16 protein-coding genes and 1 pseudogene are annotated in these 18,540 nt (G+C 68.9%); 13 read left to right on the forward strand and 4 right to left on the reverse strand.

Annotation, left to right across the window (positions count from 1 at the left end):
• Nucleotides 1-931 (forward strand): annotated as a pseudogene (locus tag NX1_RS37050) (hypothetical protein); the annotation flags it as partial.
• 67 nt (nt 932-998) lie between these two features.
• On the forward strand, nt 999-2,789 hold the full coding sequence (locus tag NX1_RS28410) for a dynamin family protein (protein ID WP_068065886.1): 1,791 nt from the start codon (nt 999-1,001) through the stop codon (nt 2,787-2,789).
• 14 nt (nt 2,790-2,803) lie between these two features.
• On the opposite strand, the gene NX1_RS28415 is transcribed toward NX1_RS28410, so the two are convergent.
• Nucleotides 2,804-4,792, reverse strand: a complete 1,989-nt coding sequence (locus tag NX1_RS28415; protein ID WP_084501822.1) for a glycoside hydrolase family 15 protein — start codon at nt 4,790-4,792, stop codon at nt 2,804-2,806.
• Nucleotides 4,793-4,875: 83 nt separating this feature from the next.
• Between NX1_RS28415 and NX1_RS28420 the strand changes: the two genes are divergently transcribed.
• Nucleotides 4,876-5,154 carry a hypothetical protein gene (locus NX1_RS28420; protein ID WP_084501826.1) on the forward strand — a complete coding sequence of 93 codons (279 nt, stop codon included), beginning with the start codon at nt 4,876-4,878 and terminating at the stop codon, nt 5,152-5,154.
• A gap of 146 nt (nt 5,155-5,300) precedes the next feature.
• Here NX1_RS28420 and NX1_RS28425 read toward each other — a convergent pair whose 3' ends face one another.
• Nucleotides 5,301-6,362: a M48 family metallopeptidase gene (locus NX1_RS28425; protein WP_068065891.1), complete on the reverse strand. Its 1,062-nt coding sequence runs from the start codon at nt 6,360-6,362 to the stop codon at nt 5,301-5,303.
• A gap of 71 nt (nt 6,363-6,433) precedes the next feature.
• On the opposite strand from NX1_RS28425, the gene NX1_RS38745 reads away from it, so the two are divergent.
• The 8 genes from NX1_RS38745 to NX1_RS28455 all read left to right on the forward strand — a co-directional run bounded on the left by NX1_RS38745 (nt 6,434) and on the right by NX1_RS28455 (nt 13,750).
• On the forward strand, nt 6,434-6,523 hold the full coding sequence (locus tag NX1_RS38745) for an Ms4533A family Cys-rich leader peptide (RefSeq protein WP_309546086.1): 90 nt from the start codon (nt 6,434-6,436) through the stop codon (nt 6,521-6,523).
• A gap of 212 nt (nt 6,524-6,735) precedes the next feature.
• Nucleotides 6,736-7,782 (forward strand): sulfate ABC transporter substrate-binding protein, encoded by a 1,047-nt coding sequence (locus NX1_RS28430; RefSeq protein ID WP_068065895.1) that lies wholly within the window; start codon nt 6,736-6,738, stop codon nt 7,780-7,782.
• 84 nt (nt 7,783-7,866) lie between these two features.
• On the forward strand, nt 7,867-8,712 hold the full coding sequence (gene cysT, locus NX1_RS28435) for a sulfate ABC transporter permease subunit CysT (protein ID WP_068066029.1): 846 nt from the start codon (nt 7,867-7,869) through the stop codon (nt 8,710-8,712).
• Nucleotides 8,709-9,515 carry a sulfate ABC transporter permease subunit CysW gene (gene cysW, locus NX1_RS28440; RefSeq protein ID WP_068065898.1) on the forward strand — a complete coding sequence of 269 codons (807 nt, stop codon included), beginning with the start codon at nt 8,709-8,711 and terminating at the stop codon, nt 9,513-9,515. Before cysT ends, cysW begins: the two co-directional genes overlap by 4 nt.
• Entirely contained in the window at nt 9,512-10,507 is a 996-nt protein-coding gene (locus NX1_RS28445) for a sulfate/molybdate ABC transporter ATP-binding protein (RefSeq protein ID WP_068065902.1), read from the forward strand. The genes cysW and NX1_RS28445 overlap by 4 nt, the downstream gene beginning before the upstream one ends.
• Nucleotides 10,508-10,829: 322 nt before the next feature.
• A complete protein-coding gene (locus tag NX1_RS38465; RefSeq protein WP_281217240.1) occupies nt 10,830-10,961 on the forward strand; it encodes a hypothetical protein in 132 nt (43 codons plus the stop codon).
• A 172-nt stretch (nt 10,962-11,133) separates the two neighbouring features.
• A complete protein-coding gene (locus tag NX1_RS28450; RefSeq protein ID WP_373864925.1) occupies nt 11,134-12,147 on the forward strand; it encodes an AurF N-oxygenase family protein in 1,014 nt (337 codons plus the stop codon).
• Nucleotides 12,148-12,160: 13 nt separating this feature from the next.
• Nucleotides 12,161-13,750, forward strand: coding sequence for an FAD-dependent oxidoreductase (locus NX1_RS28455; RefSeq protein ID WP_068065909.1), 1,590 nt, complete (start codon nt 12,161-12,163; stop codon nt 13,748-13,750).
• A 101-nt stretch (nt 13,751-13,851) separates the two neighbouring features.
• Here the strand turns inward: NX1_RS28455 and NX1_RS28460 are convergent, their stop codons facing one another.
• On the reverse strand, nt 13,852-14,613 hold the full coding sequence (locus tag NX1_RS28460; protein ID WP_068065913.1) for an SDR family NAD(P)-dependent oxidoreductase: 762 nt from the start codon (nt 14,611-14,613) through the stop codon (nt 13,852-13,854).
• 543 nt (nt 14,614-15,156) lie between these two features.
• Between NX1_RS28460 and NX1_RS38470 the strand changes: the two genes are divergently transcribed.
• Both NX1_RS38470 and NX1_RS28470 read left to right on the forward strand, forming a co-directional pair.
• A complete protein-coding gene (locus tag NX1_RS38470) occupies nt 15,157-17,274 on the forward strand; it encodes an Hsp70 family protein (protein WP_169812304.1) in 2,118 nt (705 codons plus the stop codon).
• A 40-nt stretch (nt 17,275-17,314) separates the two neighbouring features.
• Nucleotides 17,315-18,115: an HAD family hydrolase gene (locus NX1_RS28470; protein WP_068066032.1), complete on the forward strand. Its 801-nt coding sequence runs from the start codon at nt 17,315-17,317 to the stop codon at nt 18,113-18,115.
• 1 nt (nt 18,116) lies between these two features.
• Here NX1_RS28470 and NX1_RS28475 read toward each other — a convergent pair whose 3' ends face one another.
• Nucleotides 18,117-18,530: a VOC family protein gene (locus tag NX1_RS28475; protein ID WP_068065919.1), complete on the reverse strand. Its 414-nt coding sequence runs from the start codon at nt 18,528-18,530 to the stop codon at nt 18,117-18,119.
• Between the last annotated feature and the right edge of the window lie 10 nt (nt 18,531-18,540).

Below are 18,540 nucleotides of genomic sequence, written 5' to 3' on the forward strand. Positions count from 1 at the left end.
GGCGCCGGTGGTGGCCACCCCGTTGCAGACCACCATCCAGCCGGAGGCCGCGACCACGCCCATCGCGAACGTCATCGGCACGCCGACGGGCCCGTCCCCGCTGACGGCTCCCGCGGCCGTGGCTCCCGCGCTGTTCGACCCGCCCGCGCGGCCGACCCCCGGCCCGACGTCGGTGACCGACACCCCGAAGCCCACCGACATCTACCCCGGGACCACCGCGCCCGGCGTGCCGACCACGATCACCAAAACGGTGCCGACCCCGAATGTTCCGACGCCGACCAAGCCGGACACCGGCACGCTGCCGACTTTGGAACCGGGCGTCACCAAGCCGCCGGTCGTGCCTACGCCCGGCGCTGGCACGGACGTGACCACCAAGACGCCCGGCGTGACCGTCACGCCGCGGCCGTCCACCCCGGACGACGACGTCACCATCCCGGGCGGCGGCACCACCGGAACCACGGGCGGCACCACCGGAACCACGGGCGGCAGCACGGGAACCACGGGCGGCCACACCGGAACCGACACCGGCGGCACCACGCGCCCCGGTTCCGGCGTCGACACCACGTACCCGACCGGCGGCCAGACGACGCCCGAGGTCCCCACGGTCTCGGTGCCGAGCCAACCCCCGACGCACGACATCCCGACGCAGGCGCCTACTGTGCCTTCGGTCGACATCGACGTGCCGACCGCATCGGTACCGACCGTCGCTCCGGTCGTGCCGACCCCGGTCGTACCGGCCAAGCCGCCGGTCGTGGTCGAACCGCCGAAGACCCGCCCGATCAGCGACGAGCTGGATCACGGGAGCTACCACCACACGGTCGCGGCGATGCCGATCGACCACGTCGGACTGGACGCGGGGCTGCTGCCGGGGGCCACCCTCATGACCGAGACGCACCATGCTGTCGCCGGACCGGATATGACGCTGGTCTGACCCGGATCGACCGGGGGAGCACGCCCGTCGCACGGTCGAGCGCGAACACGAGAAGTTAGGAGGAGGCTTGTCTGCCGCAGCCGGGCTGGAGGCCGCGACGGTGAAACATCCGGACGCGATGGCGCCGCTCATCCGGGTACTGGACGAACTGCGGGAGATGGCCAGATCCGCGGGCCGCGACGATCTCGGCGGTCGGCTGAGCATGGTCCGTGCCAGGGTCGGTGATCCCAGGGTCCGTCTGGTCGTCGTCGGCGACCCGAAGAACGGCATGAGCACGCTGGTGAACAGCCTGGTCGGAGCGCAGGTGAGCGCCACCGACTCCGCGCTGAGCGCACCGGTCATCGTGGAGTACGGCCCGGAGTCGAGCGCCACGCTGGTCAAGTCGACCGGCCCCGGTCGCACCGAGCGCCAGCCGGTGGATCCGCTGAATCCGGGTCCGGCCCTTGCCGCGCACGGCGTGATCCGCGCCGAGTTCACCGAGCCGAGCTCGCTGCTCGCCGACGGCATCGTCTTGATGGACGCGCCGGGCGCGGGCGACGAGCACACCCGGTGGTCGATGATCGCCGCCGCCGACGCGGTGCTCTACGTGGCCGAGGCCTCGGCCGAGCTGACCCCCGCCCAGTTGGAGTACCTACAACGGGTGCAGCAGCTCTGTCCGACGGTCGTCTGCGTGCTCAACAAGATCGACATCTATCCGCACTGGTCGCACGTGCAGCAGCGCAACCGCGATCTGCTGGACGCGGCCGGTCTCGGGTTCGCGGTGGCGCCGGTCTCGGCGCTGCTGCACCGGCAGGCGGGCAACTACCAGCGCGATATCGAGTCCGGGGTGCCGCAGCTGGTCGATCACCTGCGCGACTACGTGGTGGCGCGCGCCGACGCGGTGGCCCGCGACGCGGCCCTGCGCGACATCCGTTTGGTGGCCGACCATCTCGCGGTCACCCTGTACACCGAGGCCGAGGCGCTGCGCGATCCGCGCCGCCGCGCCCAGATCACCCAGCAGCTGCTCGCGGCCCGCGAGGAGGCCGATCAGCTCCGTCAGCGCACTGCCAACTGGCAGGTCACCCTGGCCGACGGCGCGGCCGAACTGATGGCCGATATCGAGCACGACCTGCGCCACCGGCTGCGCAGCCTGGTGCGCGACGCCGAGGCGGAGATCGCCCAGACCGATCCGGCGCGCGGCTGGAAGGACTTCGGCGCCGACCTGGACGCCCGCATCTGCGAAGCCGTCGAGGAGAACTTCGTCATGGCGCACTACCGCGCGGTCGAGCTGTGCGACCAGGTGGCCGCGAAGTTCCCCGCCGACAACCGGACTCCGCCGCTGCCCGATCTGCGGCTGAGCAATCCGGGCGAGGTGCTGGAGGCGGTGGCGCCGATGGAGTCGCTGGAGAGCGCGAAAGCCAGTGTGACCCAACAGGTTCTGTCGGGTCTCCGGGGTTCTTACGGCGGCATCCTGATGGTCGGTCTCGCCACCAGCCTGCTCGGCATGTCGCTGGTCAACTGGTATTCGGCGGGCGCGGGCGTGTTGCTCGGCGTCAACGCGATCTGGGACGACCGCAAGAACCGGCAGCTGCGCCGGCGCGCCGAGGCCAAGGTGGCGGTGGCCAGGCTGATGGACGACGTGATCTTCCAGGTGAGCAAGGAATCTCGAAACCGGTTGCGCGCCATGCAGCGGACGCTGCGGGATCACTTCACCGACATCGCCACCGACGCGCTACGCACCACCGACGAGGCGCTGCGCGTCGCGGAGGACGCCTACGGCAAGTACGGCGACCGGCGCGAGGACCGCATCGCCGAACTCGACGCCAACCTGGGCAAGCTGCGGGCCGTCCGCGACCACGCCGACTCACTCGCCGCGTAACCGGCGGGGATGCCTCAGACAGGACTGATCGGCGGGGAGTGCGCGGGCTGGAACTGACCGGCCTCGCGCTGCGCCTCGGCCCTGATCACGTGGGTGACCGCGTTGATCAGCGCCAGATGGGTGAACGCCTGCGGGTAGTTGCCCAAATGCCGTCCGCTGCGCGGGTCGATTTCCTCCGCGTAGAGCCGCAGCGGGCTGGCGAAGCCGAGCAGGCGCTCGCATAGGTGCCTCGCCCGCTGGAGTTCGCCGATCTCGACCAGCGCGGAGACCAGCCAGAACGAGCAGATGGTGAAGGTGCCCTCCTCACCGGTGAGTCCATCGTCGGTGGTCTCGGTGCGGTAGCGAAGGACGAGCCCGTTCTCGGTGAGCCGGTCGGCGATGGCGAGCACGGTGGCGCGCACCCGGTGGTCGTCGGGCGGCAGGAAACGGGTCAGCACCACTAGCAGCAGCGAGGCGTCCAGGGTGTCCCCGCCGTAGACCTGGGTGAAGACGCCCTCGCTGGACACCCCGTTGTCGAGGACGTCGTCCCTGATCTCCTCGGCGATCGTGTACCACTCGGAGGCGCGCTGGAACTGGCCGTGCAGTTCGGCCAGTTTGGCGCCGCGATCCAGCGCGACCCAGCACATCACCTTCGACGAGGTGAAGTGCTGCGGTTCGCCGCGCACCTCCCAGATGCCGCGGTCTGGCTCGCGCCAGTGCGTGATGGCGGCGTTCACCTGCCGCTCCAGCAGCGGCCAGAGCGTCTCGGGAACCTGCTGGCGCGACTTCACGTGCAAGTACACCGCGTCGAGCATGGTGCCCCAGATGTCGTGCTGGTTCTGGTTGTAGGCGCCGTTGCCGATGCGCACGGGCTGGGCGCCGTCGTAGCCCTTCAGGTGCTCCAGCTCGCTCTCGACCAGATCGCGTTCTCCGCCTATGCCGTAGAGCACTTGCAGCGGAACGGGTTCGCCGTTGTCGCCGGTGGTCGCGTCGTTGAGGAAGCAGAAGAAGTCGTCGGCCTCGCGGTCGAGTCCCAGGGTGTACAGGCCCCACAGGGCGAAACTGGAGTCGCGCACCCAGCTGAAGCGGTAGTCCCAATTGCGTTCGCCACCAGGTGTTTCCGGCAGCGATGTGGTGGCCGCCGCCATCAGCGCGCCGGTCGGCGCATAGGTCAGGCCCTTGAGCGTCAACGCGCTGCGCTGTAAGTAGTTGCGCCACGGGTGATCCGGGAACTTGCCGAGGGTGATCCACTGCCGCCAGCACTCGGTGGTCATCCACATCTTCTCCGCGGCGTCCTCGAATGTCTTGGGCGCGGGCAGATCCGACCAGGTGAGCGCGACGAAGATCTGGTCGCCCTCGCGCATCCTGGTGCGCGCCCTGGCCTCGCGCCCTTCGAGCCCGAGGCGCAGATCGGTGGTGAGTACCAGGGTCGGGCCCGCGCTGGGATCGGTGCTGCACACCGCGGTGGCCTCCTCGTAGACCTTGCCCGTGTACTCCCAGCGCGCGGTGGAGCGGTGGTAGTCGAAGGCCGGTTCGCAGCTCATCTCCAGCTCTACCGTGCCGTTCACGCATTTCACGGTGCGCAACAGCATGTGCTCGGCGTCCCAGTCCATCGGGGTGCGCCGATGGGTCTTGCTGCGCTGGACGTTGTTGTGCCACGGCCCGAGCACCAGCGCGTCGCGCACGATGAGCCAGCCGGTGTCGGTCTGCCAGGTGGTCTCCAGGATCATGCCGCCGGGCAGGTAGCGGCGCGCGGCGGGCACGTTGACGCCGTACGGGCCGATCCGGAAATGCCCGGCGCTGCGATCCAGCATCGCGCCGAAAACGCTGGGGGAGTCCGGCCGCGGCACACACATCCACTCGACAGCGCCGTGGCTCGAGATCAGGCAGCTGGTCTCGCAGTCGGACAGGAAGGCGTAGTCGTCGATGGGGGGATGGGCGCCGCGATGCCTCGATTGGGTTAGCGCGCTGAGCACGGGCAGATCGTCGGGCTGTCGAATTGTCAGATCATCCGTTGACGCCATACCCCATAATGTGTGCCGTCCATGCCCGCCGTCCACCGAATGCGCCGGTCGGTTGCTCAGGTTGGGCCAGTAGGCTGGTGTACGTGCATCGCGTTGCAGGTTGGTGGGACGGTTTCGAGCTGTGGGTCGCGGGGTTGCCGTTCATCCCGCAGTTCCTCGTTGTGCTCGTCGGCATGGTTCCGGTGAGCTTCGCCATCGCGTACCTGCTCGACCGCGCGCTGCGTTCCGCGCTGCAGCTGCTCGGCCGCGACCGCGCCGCCGAACTCACCGTCGCCGACGCCGCGATCCTCGCCGAGCCGTCCCCGGTCCTGATCGAGGACCGCACGGCAGGCCGCAGCCCCGTTCAGACCGGAGCACGTTGATGCCACGCTCCCGGGTCCAGCTGGCCCTGCTCGCCCTGCTCGTCCTCGTCGTCATCGCCTGGTTCCTCACCCGCTGAACCGCCGGCGCGGGCTTGCGACGCCTCGCAGGTCCTCCGAGACCCGCGAGGCGTGCACGGTATGCGGGCTCAGTTAGCTCCGTCGCCGTTGCGCCAGTCGGAGAGCCGCTTGCCGAGCGTGGAGATGGTCTCGCCGACCTCTTGGCCGACGGTGCCGATCGTCGCGCCCACGTCGCGGCCGAGGTTGCGCACGGTGCGGACCAGCGGGTCCTCCGACTGGTCGAAGTTCTGCCGGTAGGTGCGCGCCGCCTCCTTGATCTCCTCGCCGATGCTGGTGTTCTTGTCGTGCGCGCGGCGCGGATAGTCGCCCGCGAGCACCCGGTTGTAGTCGCCGCTCTCGATCCAGCGCCGCAGTTCGGCGGCGCGCAACACCGAGAACGGGTGCGACTGCAACTCCAGATTCAGCAGCTTGAGGACGCCGTCGCGCAGATCGCCCGCGCGCTGGTAGTCGTCCGCCTGGGCCAGGAACGCGCCGTGGTTCATCTCGTGCACGCACGCGCCGCCTGCGGTCTTCATGTGCACCCGCACCGACGCCTCCACGTCCTGGCCGCAGAGCAGTCCCGCCCGGTCGCCCGACAGCTCGGACTTGCGGCTCCACTCCATCAGCGCGGCCACGATGGCGCGCAGCGCCCAGCCGCCGACCGGCATCCAGCCGACGCTCGCCGTGAGCCGCAGCAGATGCATGAGCATCGTGCGGTAGACCGCGTGCCCGGACAGCGCGTGCCCGAGCTCGTGGCCGACCACGAACCGCAGCTCCTCGGTGTCCATCAGGTCGACCAGTGCGGTGGTCAGCACGATGAACGGCCGGTCCATGCCGATGGTGAAGGCGTTAACGTGCGGGCTCTGCAGCACGAACATCTCCGGGGTGATCGGCGCGTCGAGGATGTCGACGCAGTCCGCGCGCAAGTCGTGCAGCGTGCGGAACTGGCGTTCGTCGACGCGGACGGCTGTCGCCAGGTAGAGCAGCCGGTGCTGGCGTTCTTGCAGCAAACCGGAGAGCGTGCGCAACACCGTGTCGAATCCGGTCAGCGAGCGCAGCGCCACCAGGGCGGTGCGGTCGGCGGGATGTTCCCACGCGCGAGTGCTGATGCCGGGCAAACGCGTGCGGACCCGATCCGGACTGATCGTCATGGGATGAAACCCCCCTTGTTCAGGAACTCTTCGATTCGAACTCGTGAGCCGTGCTCTGCTACAGTCTGCCCGTGTCTTCGAGTGCCGTCCCGCAGGTCCGCCATGAATTGGCGTTGATCGCTGTCGGCAACCTCGCGGTCGCGGACATTCTCTGTCGTTGATCGGTGACCGGGCACGTCTGCGCGTCCTTGCCCCGTAGACTGGCGTGCACTTTTTCGCAGACGTCCCCGACCCCCGCGTTGGCCGTTTTCGGCCGGTAGTCGCGCCACTGCCGCGTCATTCGGCGGCAGGTCTACCCGATCGACACGAATACCACACCGCCACGGTCGATTTCGAGCCGTGTGATGGTCCGCAGGAAAGGTCCCACCCGACGATGTCTCGCAACACTTGGCTCGCCTCGCGCCGACGCTATGCCGCCGCCGCGCTCACCGCGGTAGCGGCGGTCGTGCTCACCGCCTGCGGCGGCGGAGCCAGCGACACCGTGGGCGGAGGTGGGGCCGACGGCAGCGGCGGCACCCTGAACCTGTACGCCTACGCTGTTCCCAAGCCCGGATTCGACAAGGTCGTTCCCGAGTTCAACAAGACCGAGACCGGCAAGGGCGTGCAGATCCAGCCGTCCTACGGCGCCTCCGGTGACCAGTCCCGCAAGGTCAAGGACGGCGCCGAGGCCGACGTCGTGAACTTCTCCGTGGAGCCCGACATCACCCGCCTGGTCGACGCGGGCCTGGTCGACGCGAACTGGAATGCCGACGCCAACAAGGGAATTCCGTTCGGCTCGGTCGTCGCGATCGTGGTCCGCAAGGGTAACCCCAAGGGCATCAAGGACTGGGACGACCTGCTGAAGCCGGGCGTCGAGGTGGTCACGCCCAACCCGTTCAGCTCCGGCTCGGCCAAGTGGAACCTGCTCGCCCCGTACGCGGCGAAGTCCGACGGCGGCAAGAACCCGCAGGCGGGCCTGGACTACCTGAGCCAGCTGGTTTCCAAGGAGCACATCAAGGTGCAGCCCAAGTCGGGCCGCGAAGCCACCGAGACCTTCCTGCAGGGCACCGGTGACGTGCTGCTGAGCTACGAGAACGAGGCCATCTTCTCCGAACGCAAGGGCGACCCGATCGAGCACATCATCCCGCCGACCACCTTCAAGATCGAGAACCCGGTCGCGGTGCTGAAGAACAGCAAGAACCCGGAGAAGGCCGTCGCCTTCCGCGACTTCCTGTTCACCCCGGCCGGTCAGAAGGCCTGGGCCGAGGCCGGTTTCCGTCCGGTCGACCCGAAGGTCGCCACCGACTTCGCCAAGGACTTCCCGACCCCGCAGAAGCTGTGGACGATCACCGACCTCGGCGGCTGGAAGGTCGTGGACAAGGAGTTGTTCGCCCCGAACACCGGCAGCGTCGCCGTCATCTACGACAACGCCACCAAGTAGCCGGGTGACCCACAGCACACGAGATACTGGACGATTGTGACTGACAGCAGTACCGCCGAGACCGGGGCCGCCCCCGGTCTCGGCGTGACCAAGGAAACAGCGCGCCCGCGGCGCTCGCCGTGGGCGTGGCTGCGGGTCAGTGGCTCGGTGGGCCCGCTCGGCATCGCGACCACGGTGCTGTGGCTGAGCATCATCGTGCTGCTGCCGCTGGCCGCGCTGACCGTGACCTCCTTCGACGACGGCTGGTCCGGCTTCTGGGAGGCGATCACCGCACCGGCCGCGCTCGACTCGCTGCGCATCACGGTCTTCGTTTCGGTGATCGTCGCGCTGGTCAATGTGGTGATGGGCACCCTCATCGCCTGGGTGCTGGTACGCGACGAGTTCCCCGGCAAGGGGATCGTCAACGCGCTGATCGACCTGCCGTTCGCGCTACCCACCATCGTCGCCAGCATCGTGCTGCTGTCGCTCTACGGCCCGCAGAGTCCGATCGACATCCATCTCAACGCCACCCAGCCCGGTCTGGTGGTGGCACTGGCCTTCGTCACGCTGCCGTTCGTGGTGCGCTCGGTGCAGCCGGTGCTCATCGAGGCCGACCGCGAGGTCGAGCAGGCCGCGCTCTCACTGGGCGCGGACAACTGGACCACCTTCCGCCGGATCGTGCTGCCGACGCTGGCGCCCGCGATCATCAGCGGCGGTGGTCTCGCCTTCGCCCGCGCGATCGGCGAATACGGTTCGGTCGTGCTGATCGGCGGCGCCATCCCGCGCAAAACGGAGATGGCCTCGCAATACATCCAGAAACAGATCGAGATCGATCGGCCGGTCAACGCGGCGGCCGTATCGGTGGCGCTGCTGGCGATCTCGTTCGTGACGCTGCTCGTGCTGCGTCTGCTCGCGGACCGCAGCGCGCGTAAGGAGCAGGCGAGCCGATGAAACCGTCCGCCCTGACCCGCATTTCGCTGCGGACGGTGGCACTTGGCTACCTTTTCGTGCTGTTGCTTCTTCCGCTGATCATCATCCTGTGGCGCACGTTCGAGAACGGCATCGGCGCGTTCATCGACTCGATCACCACGCCCGCGGCCATCTCGGCGTTCCAGCTGTCGCTGCTCATCGTGGCGATCGTGGTGCCGGTGAACGTCGTCTTCGGCGTGGTGACGGCCATCGCGCTGGTGCGCGGCCGCTTCCCCGGCCGCAATCTGGTGCAGGGCATCGTCGATCTGCCGTTCGCTGTCTCGCCGGTGGTCGTCGGTGTGTCGCTGATCCTGCTCTGGGGCGCGGGCGGCTGGTTCGGCGGTCTGGAGAACGCGGGCGTGAAGGTGATCTTCAACCTGCCCGGCATGGTGATCGCCACCATTTTCGTCACGCTGCCGTTCGTGGTCCGCGAGGTGGAGCCGGTGCTGCACGAGATCGGCGACGACCAGGAGCAGGCCGCGGCCACCCTCGGCGCGTCGCGGTGGCAGACGTTCTGGCAGATCACCCTGCCCGCGATCCGCTGGGGCCTGACCTACGGCGTCGTGCTCACCGTCGCGCGTGCGCTCGGCGAGTTCGGCGCGGTGATCATGGTGTCCTCGGCGCTGCCAGGTCGGTCGCTCACGCTGACGCTGCTGGTGCACGGCCGCTACATCAACGACCACAACAGCTTCGGCGCCTACTGTGCCGCGACCCTGCTGATGGGCATCGCCCTCGTGACTCTCCTTCTCATGACTCTTCTCGAACGCAAGCGGGGCGCCAAATGATCACCGTGACCAACGCAAGGAAGAACTACGGCACCTTCGCCGCGCTCGACGATGTCACCATCGACATCCCGTCCGGCGAGCTGACCGCGTTGCTCGGTCCCTCCGGTTCCGGCAAGTCGACGCTGCTGCGGTCGATCGCCGGGCTGGAGTCGCTGGACTCCGGCGTCGTCACCATCGCGGGCAACGACGTGACGAGCGTGCCGCCGCAGAAGCGCGACATCGGCTTCGTGTTCCAGCACTACGCCGCGTTCAAGCACATGACCGTGCGTGACAACGTGGCCTTCGGCCTGAAGATCCGCAAGCGGCCCAAGAACGAGATCGCGAAGCGGGTCGACGAGCTGCTCGGCATCGTCGGCTTGGACGGCTTCCAGCACCGCTACCCGGCCCAGCTGTCCGGTGGCCAGCGCCAGCGCATGGCACTGGCCCGCGCGCTCGCGGTGGATCCGCAGGTGCTGCTGCTCGACGAGCCGTTCGGCGCGCTGGACGCCAAGGTCCGTGCCGATCTGCGCACCTGGCTGCGCCGCCTGCACGAGGAGGTCCACGTGACCACCGTGCTGGTGACCCACGACCAGGAGGAGGCGCTCGACGTCGCCGACCGCATCGCGGTGATGAACAAGGGGCGGATCGAACAGATCGGCACCCCCGAGGACGTCTACGACCGGCCGTCCAACGAATTCGTCATGTCCTTCCTCGGCGATGTCGCGCGGCTGAACGGACATCTGGTGCGCCCGCACGACATTCGCGTCGGCCGCGATGCGAGCATGGCGCTCGCCGCCGACGAGGGCACCGCGGAATCGGCGGGCGTCACCCGCGCCACGGTGGAGCGGGTCGTGCATCTCGGCTTCGAGGTGCGCGTGGAACTGCGCAACGCCGCCACCGGCGACCACTTCGCCGCCCAGGTCACCCGCGGTGACGCCGAGGCGCTGCGGCTCTCCGAAGGCGAGACGGTGTACGTCCGCGCGACCCGGATCCCGGAGCTCCCCGCGAGCTGAGTCGGCCCTCGCAGAGGTTTCACACGGTTCACAGCGGCTGTAGTTGCTGCGGAGCGTGTGGTCGAATGGGCTGCTGGAGCATTGCTGACACGGCCAGCGGCAGGTGTGGCGCCGTCAGCTTTCGTCAGCCCCCTTCTCGCCGGCAAACACGGACCGGCGATCGTCAGCCCCCGACACGCCGTGCGGTGCCGCGTACGTACTCGCGTGTCTCAGGGGCGATCGAGCAGGTCGCAGGCCGCGCCGGTGATCGAATCGGCAGTGGCACGGTGAGCGGCGGGGTGCGGACAACCGGCTGTCCGGTGGTTGGCACGGTGGTCGCCGAGTGGTTGCGTGGATGGTGCGGCGCAAGCTGACCAGGGCGACATCGGCCGCGTCCACGTGCGGTGTCGTGCTCGCTTTCGCGCTGACCGCAGACGGCGCGGTCGCGGGATCGACACAGTTCGGACTGTTCTGACCCTGGTCACAACGGCGGCGGTCGGGTGAATACGCCCGGCCGCCGCCGACTCGTTTGCGGGCGCTTGCGTGCGCGGCACGAGCTCGGACCGTCGCCGCCGCGTTGGCGAGTTGACGTCACCGAGCGTAAGTGTAACTATGGGGTACAGATAAGACGGCCCCCGAGGAAGGCAGTGACGACGATGTCGACAGCCGAGAAGCACGCTATCGATCCCGATCTCGAGCAGGCGCAGAAATACGCCGCCAAGCTGCTGCTGCTGTCCGAAGGTTCGGTGAACAAGCACTTCGACCCGTTCGAGGACATCGACTGGGACAACCCGGACTACGCCGCCGACGCGGGCGAGGAGCGCTGGATCCTGCCGCAGTCGGCCGACCCGCTCGGCCGCCACCCCTGGTACCTGGCCCTGCCCAAGGACAAGCAGATTGCGCTCGGCAAGTACCGCCAGGCCAACGTCGCCAAGGTCGGCCTGCAGTTCGAGTCGATCCTCATCAGCGGCATGGTGATTCACAACTTCGGCCTGCCCAACGGCTCGCCCGAGTTCCGCTACTGCTCCCACGAGATGATCGAGGAGCACAACCACACCCTGATGTTCCAGGAGATGGTGAACCGGATCGGCCTCGACGTGCCAGGCATGGGTCCGCTGGTGAGCAAGTTCAAGTACCTGGCCGCGCCGGTCGCCGCCAAGTTCCCGAACCTGTTCTTCATGGCCGTGCTCGCGGGCGAGGAACCGATCGACCACATCCAGAAGGACATCCTGCGCTCCGGCGAAGAGGTCCACCCGATCATGCTCGGCGTCATGGCGATCCACGTCGCCGAGGAGGCCCGCCACATCTCCTTCGCGCACGAGTTCCTGAAGAACCACGTGCCCGAGCAGAGCGCCGCCAACCGGTTCGTGCTGTCCATCGCGATGCCGATCGTCATGTGGATCCTCGGCCGTTCCATCGCGACCCCGCCGAAGAAGTTCTTCCAGGAGTTCGGCATCCCGGCGAAGGTGCGCAAGGAGCTGTTCTACGGCTCCAAGGAGGCCAAGCAGGTCTTCGCCGACTACTTCGTCGACGTGCGGGCTCTCGCCAAGGAACTCGGCCTGATCAATCCGGTCTCCAAGCGGGTGTGGAAGCTGCTCGGCATCGACGGCCCGATGAGCCGCTACCGCTCGGAGCCGCTGCGCGTCGTGCACGCGAGCTGAGCGGCGGTCGACCATGCCCTACGTCGTCACCCAATCCTGTTGCAGCGACGCCTCTTGCGTGTACGCCTGCCCGGTCAACTGCATCCATCCCACGCCGGACGAGCCGGACTTCCGCACGGCGGAGATGCTGTACGTCGATCCGAAGGCCTGCGTCGACTGCGGCGCGTGCGCCACGGCCTGCCCCGTCGACGCCATCACTTCGTCGAAGCGGCTGACCGAGGAGCAGAAGCCCTTCATCGAGATCAACGCCGACTTCTACCGTCGGTCCCGGCCGCGTCCGCTGCTGGCCCGGCCGGTGCCAGCGGCGGAGATTCGCGCCGAGCGGGCGCCGCTGCGGGTGGCGATCGTCGGCTCCGGTCCGTCGGCGATGTACGCCGCCGACGAGCTGCTGACCCAGCCGAACGTCTCGGTCACCGTGTTCGACCGGCTGCCGGTGCCCTACGGTCTCGCCAGGCACGGCGTCGCGCCGGACCACGCCAAGACCAGGCAGGTCAGCGAGCTGTTCGACGTGATATCGGCGCAGCCCGGCTTCGGTTCGTACCTGAACGTCGAGGTCGGCTCGCATGTTTCGCACGAGGAGCTGCTGGACCACTTCCACGCGGTGATCTACGCCGTCGGCGCGTCCTCGGACCGCAAGCTCGGCATCCCCGGTGAGGGTCTGCCGGGCAATGTCTCGGCCACCGACTTCGTGGCCTGGTACAACGGGCATCCCGACCACGCGGACGCGCAGTTCGATCTGTCGCAGCGGCGGGCGGTGATCATCGGCAACGGCAATGTCGCGCTGGACGTGGCGCGCATCCTGGCGAGCGATCCGGCCACCCTCGCCGGCACCGACATCGCGCCGTACGCGCTGAAGGCGTTGCGCGAGAGCAAGATCGAAGAGGTGGTCGTGCTCGGCCGTCGCGGTCCGGCCGAATCCGCCTTCACCGTGCCCGAATTCGTGGGTCTGCTCGGCTCCGACGTGGACATCGCGGTCGAGGGCGAGCTGCCCGAGATCACCGCCGACCTGCCGTACCGGATCGAGCAGAAGCTGCGCCTGCTGCACCGGGTCGCCGAGCGCCCGTCCGGCGAGCGCAAGCGGATCGTCTTCCGCTACCTGGCCGCGCCGACCGCCGTGCTCGGCGACGACCGCGTGACCGGCCTCGAGATCGCCCGCAACGAGCTCGTCTCCGAGTCCGACGGACGCACCAAGGCCGTCGCCACCGGCGAGACCGAGCGGATCGAGGCCGGGCTCGTGCTCACCTCGGTCGGCTATCGCGGTGTGCCGCTGCGGGGTCTGCCCTTCGACGAGCAGGCGGGCGTCATCCCGAACGCGGATGGCAGGGTGCTCGGTGAAGCGGGCGGCGCCGTGCTGCCCGGCGTCTACGTCACCGGCTGGATCAAGCGGGGCCCGACCGGCTTCATCGGCACCAACAAGTCCTGCGCGCAGGAGACAGTGCGACAGCTGGCCGACGACTACAACGCGGGCCGTTTGCCCGAACCCGCGTGCGGCGCGGCCGATTTCGATCGTCTGGTGCACGGCCGCAGGCCCGAGGTCGTCGCGGGCGGCGCGGCGGCGGCGCCGTTGGTGAAGCCGCTGCGCAGGCTGCTCGCCCGGGTCTGAAGCGGGCGCACCCGAGGGCTCGGTCGCGATGAGGTCTGCCGAGCCACCGACCGCCGAACGCCACGACGATCCGGATCCTCGTGGCGTTCGGCGCTGGACGGTCAGCGCGCGGTGAATCCGCCGTCGATCGCGAGGGCCGCGCCGGTGACGAAGCTCGCCTCGCGGCTCAGCAGATAGGCGCAGAACGAGGCGATCTCGTCCGGCGCGGCGATCCGGCCGAGCGGATGCAGCGCCGCGATGGCCGCCTCGCCCTCGGGCGTCGCGCCCATCGAGTCGCGGAACGCGGGCGTGTCCACCGCGCCCGACACCAGCGCGTTGACCCGCACGCCCTGATCGGCGGATTCCAGCGCGACGGCCTTGGTCAGCCCGACGACGCCATGCTTGGCGGCCACATACGGTGCGACCGAGCCCATGCCGACCACGCCCAGGTTCGACGCGTTGTTCAGGATCGCGCCGCCGCCCGTCGCGACCATCGCGGGCACCTGGTGACGCAGGCCGTAGAACACGGCCGTGAGGTTGAGTTCGAGATCTGCGCGCCAGCCCGCCTCGTCGATCTCGGCCACCGGTCCGAACGCCCGTACCGCGCCCGCGTTGTTGAACGCCACGTCCAGACGGCCGAATTCGCTGACCGCGGTCTCGGTCAGCCGGGCCACATCGGCCTCCACCGTCACATCTGTCGGGACGAACAGCGCTCGGCCACCCGCCGCGCGAATCTCCTCGGCGACCTGATCACCGGCGTCCTTGCCGCGCGCGCCGAGCACCACCGCCGCGCCCTCGGCGGCCAGTCGCAGCGCCACCGCCTTGCCGATGCCCGACGTGGCGCCGGTGATGACCGCGACCTGTTCCGCGAACCGTGTCGACATTCGAGTCCACTTTCCTTCCCGTGCTTGCTCTTTCGTTGCGGCGGTCGGTGCCGCCGTAATCAGTCAACCGAGCGCGGGACGGCATCGCTGGCGGTAATCGGACTCGGCATTTGATGTGTCATCTATCGGCTGCCGACACGCCCGAGTGGTCGAAGGACTATTACCGGCTAAGTATCGGTTACCGACCGGTCGGTGTGTGCCGTTCGGCTTTTCGGGGGGCGAACGACAATCCGTTTCGGCCGTAGGCGATTACGACGTGTGATCGCTGCGTGATAGCGGAATCTGCCCGCGACAGCTGTTCTACGGTGTGTCGAGGGGGCTGAACCTTTGGTGCGGCATCGTTTACCTGGGCATTCGATAGATCATTGCCGGAAGTCAAACGTTTCATATCAATTCGGCATCCGGGGAGTTCGCGGACAGCTAACCTGTGGGGGCTGTTTGGAAGACGACCGCGGCCACATGGCTCGACTGTGTGCTGGACGTGGTCACGGTGCGTTGACGGGATAGCGAATGACTACATGTCTGGGTTTCAGCATCGGTTCAGTGAACTCCATAGCGGCTTCGGTGACCGATGGTCTGATTCGACCCACGGTGCGCACCAAGCGCACGGCTCTCAGCTTCGACTCCGCGGGCGTGGCCCGCATCGGCGGCATTCCCCAATTCAACTCGGCCATCACGGATTTCGCCGATCTGGCGCGTGACGCGGAATCGGTGGTGGTAGGTGGGCGGTTGTACTCGCCGGCCAACCTCGTCGCCGCGATGGTCACCGGCTTGCTGGAGGCGGCCGAGCCGAGCGCGGGGGCGGTGGCGACCTATCCAGCGATTTACACCGACAAACAGCTCGCCCTACTACGCCAGGCGCTCGACCTGAACGGCGCGCGGCACGTCATGCTGGTGCCAGAACCGGTAGCGGCCGCCGAATGGCTGGACTACGAACACGGTCCGCTGGAAACCGGCTTCGTCCTCGTCTACGACCTCGGCGCCGCCAGCCTCGACGTGTCCGTCGTGCGCGTCGGGCCGGACTGGGAGGACCATCCGATCGTCGGAAAGCCGCAGCGCTCCTACGATTTCGGCGGTCGTCCGCTCGGCGACATGATCGCGCGCTACGCGCGACCCGGCGCGCCAGGGGCCACCATGTCGATGACCTTCATCGTCGACGTCGACGGCCTGCGCGCCGAGCACATCAGGGACTCCTTCGACGTGGTGCGCGGCTGCCTGCGCTCCACCGGGCTCAGCTTCGGCGACATCGGTCGTGTCCTGCTCGTCGGCGGCGCCTCCCGGCCCGCCGAAGTGTCGGGCGCGCTGGCCGAACTCGGCCGTCCGGTGGTGGTTTCGGCCGATCCCGGTCACATCGTGGCCGTGGGCGCGGCGCGGTTCGCGGCCAGGACCTTCGCGCCCGCGAGCACCGGGGAGCGGCACGCCCCGCGCGTCGCCGTGTTCTCCAGTGCCGCAGTCGCTTCGGCGCTGGCGATGTCGGCCGCCACGGTCTTCGGCGGCTCCGACGGATCGGGATCGCTCCCGGTGCCCGACCGATTCCCGGCCGCCGCCGCACCGGTCCCCGCCGACACGCTGCTGTACGAACCCAACGGCGACACCGTCTTCGACCGCGCCGTCCGCCAGGGCATCCCCGCGACGGCGGCGCAGTACGCCTTCTCCGACGGGAACGGCTACAACCGCGTCGTCTCGTCCACCGCGCGCAGCATCACGTTCGGTCCATCGGTCGGCGGGGCCCGCCCGGGGCCGCACAGTGATCCGCGAGTCTGCTGCGGCAATGGCCGATACGCGGGACCGCAATACGCCAATCCGGCCCACTTCGTCAATCCTCTGCCTTTCAGCCAGCGTACGCCGCGGGTGACTCTGCCTGGGTGGGAGCGCCCGGCGATCCCGGGCGCCGGCTTGCCTGCATGGCCCAAGACTCAACCTGCCCCGGATCCCTCGGCTCCCGGCACCACCCAACCCGATCCGGGCAGTCCGACTTCTCCTGGATCACCGGCTCCCGATGGTTCGAACTCCGGGGGAGCGGCCACGCCAGGAGGAACTACCGACACGTCCAACGGCGGCGCTGCTTCTGGCGGTACGACCGAAGATCCGGCGGGCGGGGGCGCTGCGGGCGGCGCCGGTGGGACGTCTTCGGGGGGAACGAGTTCCGGAGGGGCGGGCGGGCATGGCTCCGACGCGTCCGCGCCAGGCACGGACGGTGGTTCGACAGGCGGTGGTGCCGCGTCGGGGGGTGGTGCGTCTTCCGGTGGTGGTGCGTCGTCGGGTGGCACGTCGGGCGGTGGTGCGTCCTCCGGTGGTGGCGGGTCCTCGGGCGGTGGCGATTCCTCCGGCGGCGGTACATCCTCGCATGGGGGTGCTTCGTCCGGTGGCGAATCCTCCGATGGTGGAACGTCTTCCGGCGGCGGTGCGTCGTCCGGTGGTGCGTCCACCGGCGGTGGAGCCTCTTCAGGTGGGGGCGCGTCCACCGGCGGCGGAGCATCCTCGCCCGGCCGATCCGGCGGAACCTCCCCCGGCGGTGCGACTTCCGGCGGCGGCAGGTCGGACTCGAAGTTCGGCGGTGGCGGTGGCGCGGGCGGCTCCGGCGGCATGGGCGGTGGAGGTATGGGCGGTGCCGGCAAGGTCGGTGGGGGTGGCGGCGGAATGGGTGGCGCCCGGCGCTGAATCGAAGACGAGTCATCGAGCCGCGGGGCACAATGAATTGGTGAAAGCGCTTGGGGGAGGGCCGCGGCTGATCGCTTTGGATGTGGACGGCACGCTGCTCGAGACGGGATCGCCGATCAGTGCGCGGGTCGCCGCCGCGGTGGCGGCGGCCGTCGCGGCCGGGGCGCACGTAGTGGTGACGACCGGGCGAACGCTGCTGACGACGCGTCCGGTGCTCGCGGAACTCGGGCTCGTCGAGGGACACGCGCTGTGTTCCAACGGCGCTGTGCACATCGACGTGGCCAGGGGCGTGCCCGTGGCGGTGCAGGCGTTCGACCCGGCGCCCGCGGTCGCCGCGCTGCGCGCCCTCTTCCCGGAGATGATCTTCGCGGTGGAGAAGGTCGGCGTCGGCACCTGGGCGACGGGCGACAGCCCCGGCGAATTCTCCATCGGCGACTACCTTCTCGTCGATCACGGAGCGCTGAGCAGCGAGCCGACGCCGCGCCTCAACGGCTGGTGGCCGGACGGCTCGCTGAACGAGATGCTCACGCTGTTGCGGACCTTCGCCGTGCCGGGCGCCAGCTGGGTGCACGGCGAATTCGGCCCGTGGCTGACGGTGTCGCGCCGCGGAGTAACCAAGGGCTGGGCGCTGGAGCGTCTGCGTCAGTCGCTCGGCGTTCCCCGCGCCGCGACCCTGGCCATCGGCGACGGTTACAACGACCGCGAAATGCTGCGCTGGGCAGGCTATTCGGTGGCCATGGCCAACGCGCCCGACGACGTCCGCGGTTTGGCCGACGAGGTGACCGGCGACGTCTACGCGGACGGTGTCGCCACGGTGCTGGAGCGCTGGTTCGGCCGCTGACCTACACGCCGCCGGTCTTGCCGACGACCTCCAGGTAGTGCGGGTTGGACATGATCCCGAGGACATTGCCGAACGGGTCGACCACCGCGGCGGTGACGAAACCTTCGCCGTTGCCGCGCGGGGTGATCGGTTCGTACTCGGTGGCGCCGAGATCGAGCAGCCGCTGAAAGGTGTCCGCGAGGTCGTCGACGTGCCAGAACATGACGCCGCCCCCGCCCGGCTCGTTGCGCGCGCCGCGCGGCGCGTAGGCGCGGTTCACGATGCCGAGCTCGTGCTGGTAGTCACCGATGCGGAACTCGTAGTACCCGTTCGGCACCTGGTAGTAGGGCGCGACGCCGAGGAATTCGGCGTACCAGTCCTTGGCGGCCTCGAGATCGTCGGCGTAGTAGGTGACGGTGGCCATTCCGCGCAGCATGTCGGTGCTC

Origin of the sequence: Nocardia xishanensis NBRC 101358 (assembly GCF_001613365.1) — a bacterium.
GTDB lineage: Bacteria > Actinomycetota > Actinomycetes > Mycobacteriales > Mycobacteriaceae > Nocardia > Nocardia xishanensis.